The 7,731-nt window shown below is 37.1% G+C and carries 8 protein-coding genes; all 8 read left to right on the forward strand.

Annotated elements, in window-relative coordinates; genetic code table 11:
• The first annotated feature begins 248 nt into the window (after positions 1 to 248).
• Positions 249 to 1,208 (forward strand): GntR family transcriptional regulator, encoded by a 960-nt coding sequence (locus tag AC3AX0_RS04020; RefSeq protein WP_487549019.1) that lies wholly within the window; start codon positions 249 to 251, stop codon positions 1,206 to 1,208.
• 289 nt (positions 1,209 to 1,497) lie between these two features.
• Positions 1,498 to 1,926: a methylaspartate mutase subunit S gene (gene glmS, locus AC3AX0_RS04025; protein WP_487549020.1), complete on the forward strand. Its 429-nt coding sequence runs from the start codon at positions 1,498 to 1,500 to the stop codon at positions 1,924 to 1,926.
• Positions 1,927 to 1,940: 14 nt separating this feature from the next.
• Positions 1,941 to 3,332 (forward strand): methylaspartate mutase accessory protein GlmL, encoded by a 1,392-nt coding sequence (gene glmL / locus AC3AX0_RS04030; RefSeq protein ID WP_487549021.1) that lies wholly within the window; start codon positions 1,941 to 1,943, stop codon positions 3,330 to 3,332.
• Positions 3,333 to 3,452: 120 nt separating this feature from the next.
• The gene (locus AC3AX0_RS04035) at positions 3,453 to 4,901 is read left to right on the forward strand and encodes a methylaspartate mutase subunit E (RefSeq protein WP_487549022.1); all 1,449 of its coding nucleotides are present in this window, start codon (positions 3,453 to 3,455) and stop codon (positions 4,899 to 4,901) included.
• 24 nt (positions 4,902 to 4,925) lie between these two features.
• Positions 4,926 to 6,167 carry a methylaspartate ammonia-lyase gene (locus AC3AX0_RS04040; RefSeq protein ID WP_487549023.1) on the forward strand — a complete coding sequence of 414 codons (1,242 nt, stop codon included), beginning with the start codon at positions 4,926 to 4,928 and terminating at the stop codon, positions 6,165 to 6,167.
• Between the two features lie 4 nt (positions 6,168 to 6,171).
• Positions 6,172 to 6,438: a citrate lyase acyl carrier protein gene (gene citD / locus AC3AX0_RS04045; RefSeq protein WP_487549024.1), complete on the forward strand. Its 267-nt coding sequence runs from the start codon at positions 6,172 to 6,174 to the stop codon at positions 6,436 to 6,438.
• Between the two features lie 148 nt (positions 6,439 to 6,586).
• Positions 6,587 to 7,432 (forward strand): HpcH/HpaI aldolase/citrate lyase family protein, encoded by an 846-nt coding sequence (locus AC3AX0_RS04050; protein ID WP_487549025.1) that lies wholly within the window; start codon positions 6,587 to 6,589, stop codon positions 7,430 to 7,432.
• A gap of 10 nt (positions 7,433 to 7,442) precedes the next feature.
• Positions 7,443 to 7,731: citrate lyase subunit alpha (locus AC3AX0_RS04055; RefSeq protein ID WP_487549026.1), on the forward strand; the 289-nt coding region annotated here is incomplete at its 3' end.

The following is a 7,731-nucleotide window of genomic DNA, read 5'->3' on the forward strand; positions in this document are numbered from 1 at the left end:
CGAAAGTTATTTTTCTTTTCTGGGGATAGGAAATAGTATCAAGTGTATATATTGACATTATACAGGGGGAATTGTATGGAATATAACAAATTGTTTTGGAGATTTATTTTTCTTTTTGATTTTAGAATTGGCGTAATAGATTTTTCGCTGGGATTTAATACATAATGTTGGTGTGTCAATTAAATCATTGCATAGCTGTCTAAGTTAATGTAAAATTATCCCATAATCAATATTAAGGAGGCTGGATAATGAAAATTGATATAGACAGAAGCAGCGGGGTGCCCTTTTACATACAGATAAAAAACCAGATAACCGGAAATATCAAGAAGGGAGCCTTGAAGGTAGGCGAAAAGCTTCCTACGGAAAGACAGCTTGCAAAGGAGTTGAACATTAGCAGGAATACAATATCTAATGCATACAAGTTTCTTGAGCATGAAGGTGTACTTGTATCATACCAGGGACGAGGAACTTTTGTAGATGAGGCAGCCCATATATGGAAAAGACATGCTGTACAGGACAAGGTATACAAGATAATTGACCTTGCAATAGATGAAGCTTTAGGTTCAGGTCTTTCTGCAGAGGAATTCACGGAGCTTGTGAAGAATCGAATAGAAGAGAAGGAAAGCAAGATGAAAAGTGTCAATGCTATATTCATCGAATGCAATATCGAGCAGGCGCAGGTGTTTTCGGAGCAGCTAAATGAAACCACTGATATGAATGTATCACCCGTTGTTTTGTCGGAGCTTGAGATGCCTGATGACGATATGGTGAAGAAGCTTAGGAATACACAGTTTGCAATAGTGACATACAAGCATCTTAAGGAGACAAAGGAACTTCTTGATAAATATAATATGGAAGTAATGGGTGCAGCCATCAATCCAAGCATAGAGTCGATTGTAAAGATGGCTAAGTATCCACCTGGTACGAAATATGGTCTTATTAGCCAGTCCTATGAATTCTTGAAGAAGGTGGAGGATGCACTGGAACTGTCGGGTATTGAGAATGTTGAAATAATTCAGACAATAAGCAGAGAAGAAATGGAAATAAGGGAAGTTGTAGAAAAGGTTGATGTTGTCATAATCTCACCTGGAAGAGGAAAGAAGGTCGCTGAAATAGTTGGGGACAGGAAAGAGATGATAAATTTTCTTTATTTCCTTGATGGAGAATCGATAAAAATCATAAAATCCAGGTTAATGGACCTTAAATAGTAAAAAATACATGAAAGTTTTAGAAAGTTGCAATCATTATTGCAACTTTTTTAGTGCCAATTTTAGATCTATTGGATTATTGGAACCCTTGAAAGGTTAAGGAAGTATGGTCATGGCATTACTATGCAATATTGTATCTAAAGCTTGAAAATGCAGGAATATATGTTAATAAGTCAATTTATGAAATGCTGTTGACCTTTAAAAAAAGGTATGCTATATTAACTACAATGGACTAGTCCATAATACCAATTGACATTGGATGGTGCCAATTGGACCTGGAGGGAAAGATATGAACAATGCAATAGTCTTGGGAGTAATAGGAGCAGATTGTCATGCAGTAGGAAATAAAATATTGGACCACGCATTTTCGAAGGCTGGATTTAATGTTGTAAACATAGGAGTACTCAGTTCTCAGGAGGAATTCATTGATGCTGCTGTAGAGACTGATGCAAAAGCTATTCTTGTTTCATCTCTTTATGGACATGGAGAAATAGACTGCAAGGGTCTTAAGGATAAATGTATTGAAGCAGGACTTGAGAATGTAATACTTTATGCAGGTGGAAACCTTGTTGTTGGAAAGCAGGATTTTGAGAAAGTTGAGAAAAGATTCAAGGATATGGGATTTGACAGGGTTTATGCACCGGGAACTTCACCAGCAGAGTCCATTTCTGATCTTAAGGATGACTTGAATTTCAATATTGGAACTATGGCGGTATAAAAGGACTGAATTATATGAATGCGGTATTATTGATTGATTTTGGTAGCACTTATACAAAGCTTACAGCAGTAGACATAGATAATGATGAAATACTTGCAGTGGCTTCAAGTGAAACAACAGTCAAAACAAATATAATGGATGGTTTTTACAAGGCTTTTGAAGTAATCAAGGCTAAGACATGCGACTTGGACATTGAATATGTCGAAAAACTTGCATGCAGCAGTGCGGCAGGCGGACTTAAGATGATATCAATAGGCCTTGTCCAAAGCCTCACTTCAGAAGCTGCTAAAAGAGCAGCCCTTGGAGCTGGATCGAAGGTATATAGGACATACAGTCATGAACTAAGCGCTAGGGAAATAAGTAAAATCATTGAAGAAAAGCCTGATATTATCCTTCTTGCTGGAGGAACGGATGGTGGAAACAAAGACTGTATTATTAAAAATGCAGAAGCCCTATCTGGTAAAATTGGAGATATTCCAGTTGTTGTATCAGGAAACAAAAATGCAGTAGATGATATTGAAAATATATTTGAAGAAAATGGAATATACTTTAAAATTACAGATAATGTAATGCCAAGACTCAATATACTCAATGTTGAGCCTGCAAGGGAAGCCATAAGAACTGTTTTTATGGAGAAAATCATTGAAGCAAAGGGTCTTGGAGAAGCAGAGAAAGAGATAGATAATATAATGATGCCTACACCGACTGCTGTATTAAAGGCAGTCAATTTATTAGCTGATGGCACAAATGAAGAGGAAGGCATAGGAGAAATTCTTGTAGTAGATATAGGTGGGGCCACCACCGATGTCCATTCCATATCGAAAGGTGAGCCAACCAAATCGGGTGTGGTTTTCAAAGGGCTTCAGGAACCATATGCAAAGAGAACTGTAGAAGGTGACCTGGGAATGAGAGAAAGCGCCAGTTCACTTTATGAGTCGGCAGGATTTGTAAAAATGAAAAAATTTATGGCTGATGAATCAATAGACATAAAGGAAAAATGTGAATATCTGTCAAGGAATACAGGAAAGATTCCAAAAACTGAAGAAGAAAAGGAAGTGGATGAAACCATTTGCACAACTGCGGTGGGCCTGGCAATTGAAAGACATATAGGAAGGGTTGCTACAGAGTATTCACCTATGGGTGTCATATATTCTCAGGAAGGAAAGGACCTTAGTGAAACGGGATATGTATTGGGCACTGGGGGAGCTATAGTGAAAAGTAGAAATCCAGTAAAGATTTTAAAGTCAGGAATGGAAAGTATAAAAGATCCTAAGTATCTTAAACCAAGTAAACCTGAATATCTTCTTGATAAGGATTATATACTGTCTGCTATGGGTCTCTTGTCGGAAAGTTATCCTAACAAGGCTTTAAAGATTCTAAAGAAACATGTTGTTAATATTGGATAATGAAATCAATAAAAATATGAAATTATATTAAGATAATGAATTGCTGTTAGGGTATTGTTTTCAATAGAGAGAATAGTTCGCATTTAAATTAAGATTTGAATATATGAGGAGATTATTGGTATGAATTTAAGGAATAAGCGATTAAACGATGATTTATTTTATAAAATTAGGGAAGATGTTTTAACTCACTGGAGCACAGGAAAGGATGTTGACTTAAAGGAAGCTATGGACTATATGAGCAAGGTTCCTGATGAAAAGAACTTTTCAGTGCAACTTAAGAAGGCAAAAGATAGCGGAATCACATTGGTTCAGCCTAGAGCTGGTGTTGCACTTGTAGACGAGCATATAGAATTATTAAATTATTTGCAGGATGAAGGTGGGGCTGATCTTCTTCCATCTACTATAGACAGTTATACAAGACAGAACAGATACAACGAATGTCAGACAGGTATAGATGAAAGCATTAAGGAAAACCGATCCCTTCTTAATGGATTTCCAGTTGTAAATCATGGTGTGTACAACTGTAGAAAGGTTCTTGAAAATGTAAAAAGACCTGTTCAGGCTAGACATGGTACACCTGATGCAAGACTCTTGACTGAAATTATTCATGCTGGAGGATGGACATCAAATGAAGGTGGAGGAATTTCATACAATATTCCTTATGCTAAGAGTGTTTCATTGGAAAAAACTCTTTACGATTGGCAGTACTGTGACAGGTTGGCAGGAATATATGAAGAAAATGGAATAAAGATAAACAGGGAGCCATTCGGACCTCTTACAGGTACTCTAGTTCCTCCGAGTATATCAAATGCAGTTGCAATAATTGAAGGTCTTTTAGCGGCTGAACAGGGAGTAAAGAATCTTACTCTTGGCTATGGACAGTGCGGAAGTCTTATACAGGATATAGCAGCAATTAAAGCCTTAACCAACCAGGCTGAAGAATATTTTGAGAAATACGATTATGATGTTGAACTTACTACTGTTTTCCATCAGTGGATGGGTGGATTCCCAGAAGATGAATCAAAGGCATTTTCGGTAATTAGCTGGGGATCTGTTGCAGCATCATTTGCAGGTGCAACAAAGGTTATAGTTAAGACTCCTCACGAGGCACTTGGAATTCCAACAAAGGAAGCAAATGCCCAGGGAATCAAGGCAACAAAGCAGATAATCAATCTTACGAAATATCAGAGTATTCCTCTATTCAGTGAACTGGACCAGGAAATAGAAATGATAAAAAGAGAAACAAAATGCATAATTGACAAGGTCTTTGAAGTTGGAATGGGCGATCTTGCACAGGGTGTTGTAAAAGCATTTGAAATGGGAATACTTGATATACCTTTTGCACCAAGTAAGTTTAACCATGGAAAGATACTTCCAGCAAGAGACAATTATGGAGCAGTTAGATACCTTGATTTTGGAAATATACCTGCAGATAAGGAAGTTAAGGATTACCACAAAAAACTTCTTGAAGAAAGAGGTGTTTTCGAAAAAAGAGATGTAAGTTTTGACATGGTAATAGATGATATATTTGCAGTAAGCAAGGGAATACTAATAGGAAGACCGGAATAGTCGGTATTTACGGGAGAGTAAGTGATGAAGATTATAGATGTAGTTTATACTAAGGGAAGAACAGGTTTTTATTTTGATGATCAGAGAGCAATAAAGAAGGGCGCTGGAAAAGACGGTTTCATGTATGAGGGCGAAGCTGTAACAGACGGATTTGTAAGTGTAAGACAGGCCGGAGAATGTATCTCGGTTATGATTGTACTTGAAGATGGACAGGTTGCCCATGGCGACTGTGCAGCTGTGCAGTATTCAGGAGCAGGTGGAAGGGATAATTTATTCCTTGCAGATGAATTCATACCCGTACTTGAGAAGAATGTAACTCCAAAGCTTGTTGGAAGAGAACTTAACAATTTCAAAGAACTTGCAGAGGAATTCGACACTATGCAGATAGATGGTAAAAATATGCATACTGCTTTGAGATATGGAGTTACACAGGCAATTCTTGATGGTGTTTCAATGGCCAAGAAAAAGACCATGGCTCAGGTTATTAAGGATGAATATGATACAAATGTTGATTTTAAGAGAATTCCAATATTCACACAATGCGGCGATGACAGGTATGATAATGTTGACAAGATGATAATCAAGGGATCAGATGTAATCCCTCATGGACTCATAAATAATGTTGAACAAAAGCTTGGAAACGATGGAGAAAAGCTTGTTGAATATGTTGGTTGGTTAAGGAACCGAATTGCAAAATACAATACTGATAAATCAAAAGATATAGTTTTCCATATAGATGTTTATGGAACTATAGGACTTGCTTTCGATAATGATCTTGAAAAGATAGCAGAATATTTTGGAAAGCTTGAAGTAGAAGCAAAGCCTCACAAACTTAGAATAGAAGGACCAATAGATATTGAAAACAGAGAAAAGCAGGTTGAGATACTTAAAAACCTTAAGGTGATTCTTACTGAGAAAAATATCAATGTTGAAATAGTGGCAGATGAATGGTGTAATACATTTGAAGATATAAAGCTCTTTGTTGATGAAGATGCTGCAGATATGGTTCAAATAAAAACTCCTGACCTTGGTGGAATAAATAATATTATTGAAGCCATCCTTTACTGTAAAAGAAATGATGTTGGAGCATACTGTGGAGGAACTTGCAACGAGACTGACAGATCGGCTCAGATTTGTACAAATATTGCAGTGGCTTGTGGTGCTGATCAGTGTCTAGCAAAACCAGGTATGGGTGTTGACGAAGGATTTATGATAGTAAATAACGAGATGAACAGGATACTTGCGTTATCAAAAATAAACAGGTGATGATATGGAAATATTGAAACCGGCAAAGGCCGGAACTCTTGAATCAAGTGATATGTATATAACCGTATATCCAAACGACGGTGAAGGAATCAATATCAAGCTTGAAAGCGTAGTTATTAAGCAGTTCGGTAGCCAGATAAAAAAGGTCATAACTGAAACACTTGGCGAACTGGATGTTGAAAATGTTGACGTTGTTGCTGTGGACAAAGGAGCTCTTGATTGTACAATAAAAGCAAGAGTTGAAGCTGCAGTTAGACGTTCATCGTTGTAGACTGTTTTTAAGCAAGCTTAGGAAAGTTAAATTTGCATAACCCCTTGAAGCGTTGGTGTTATGAGTTAAAGGAAACTTTTCTTCGCGGATTTAATATCGACTTTGTCGATAACACATCAAAGATGCTTTCTTAAGGAGGCGTAATCTAATGAATAAATTAAGAAGAACAATGCTGTTCATTCCTGGAGACAATCCAGGAATGATTCAAAATGCTGATGTTTTCGGCGCAGACAGTGTAATTATAGATCTAGAGGATGCGGTGGGAGCTACAGAAAAGGATTCGTCAAGACTGTTAGTCAGGAATGCACTTATGAATCTGGATCTTGGCATTGTGGAAACAGTAGTAAGGATAAATGGAATGGACACTGAAGAGGGTGTTGAAGATATTAATGCTCTTCTTCTAGCAAAGCCTGATGGCATAATGGTGCCTAAGGCTACTGAGGAATATATAAAAATTGTCCACGAAATCATAAAAGAGACTGATATAATCCTTTTTCCAATAATTGAAGGTGCCTACAGTCTTGAAACAGTTACTGATATTATTAGAGCATCTGATAGAATAAAGGGAGTACTTTTTGGTGCTGAGGATTTCACTGCAGACATGGGAATCAAAAGAACAAAGGAAGGCAGTGAGATATTCTATGCAAGAAACAGGATTGCAACAGTATGCAAGGCCTTTGGAGTGGATGCAATAGATACTCCATTTACAGATACCAATGATGAAAAAGGACTTGAAAAAGACACTCTTGTTGGAAAATCCCTTGGAATGACTGGAAAGGCAGCAATAAACCCCAGACAGATTGAAATAATCAAGGTCATCTATTCACCTACTGAAGAAGAAATAGATGAAGCAATGAAAATAATCAATGCTGCTGAAAAGGCTGCAGAGGAAGGAAAGGGAGTAATATCCCTGGATGGTAAAATGATTGATGCACCTATCATATCAAGAGCTGAAAAAGTTGTAGAGATAGCTAAACAGGCAGATCTTATTTAGAGGTGATAATTTGAAAAACAGTATAGGAAGAGAAATTCCTGAACATATAGAAAACTACGGGACACCGAAACTTTTTGAGGGTCCCTTTGAGAATATTATAGAAGCTACTAGAAAGCAGCCTGTATTTAATTGTGTAAAACCAGGTGAGGAAAAGGTACTTGAATCCATCAGAGAAGCTATTGAAAAAAGCGGACTAAAGGATGGAATGACAATATCATTTCACCACCATTTGAGAAATGGTGACAAGGTTATGAATCTTGTCATGGAAGAGATTGTAAAACTTGGCATTAGAAACTTGA

Source organism: Dethiosulfatibacter sp. (assembly GCF_983023055.1).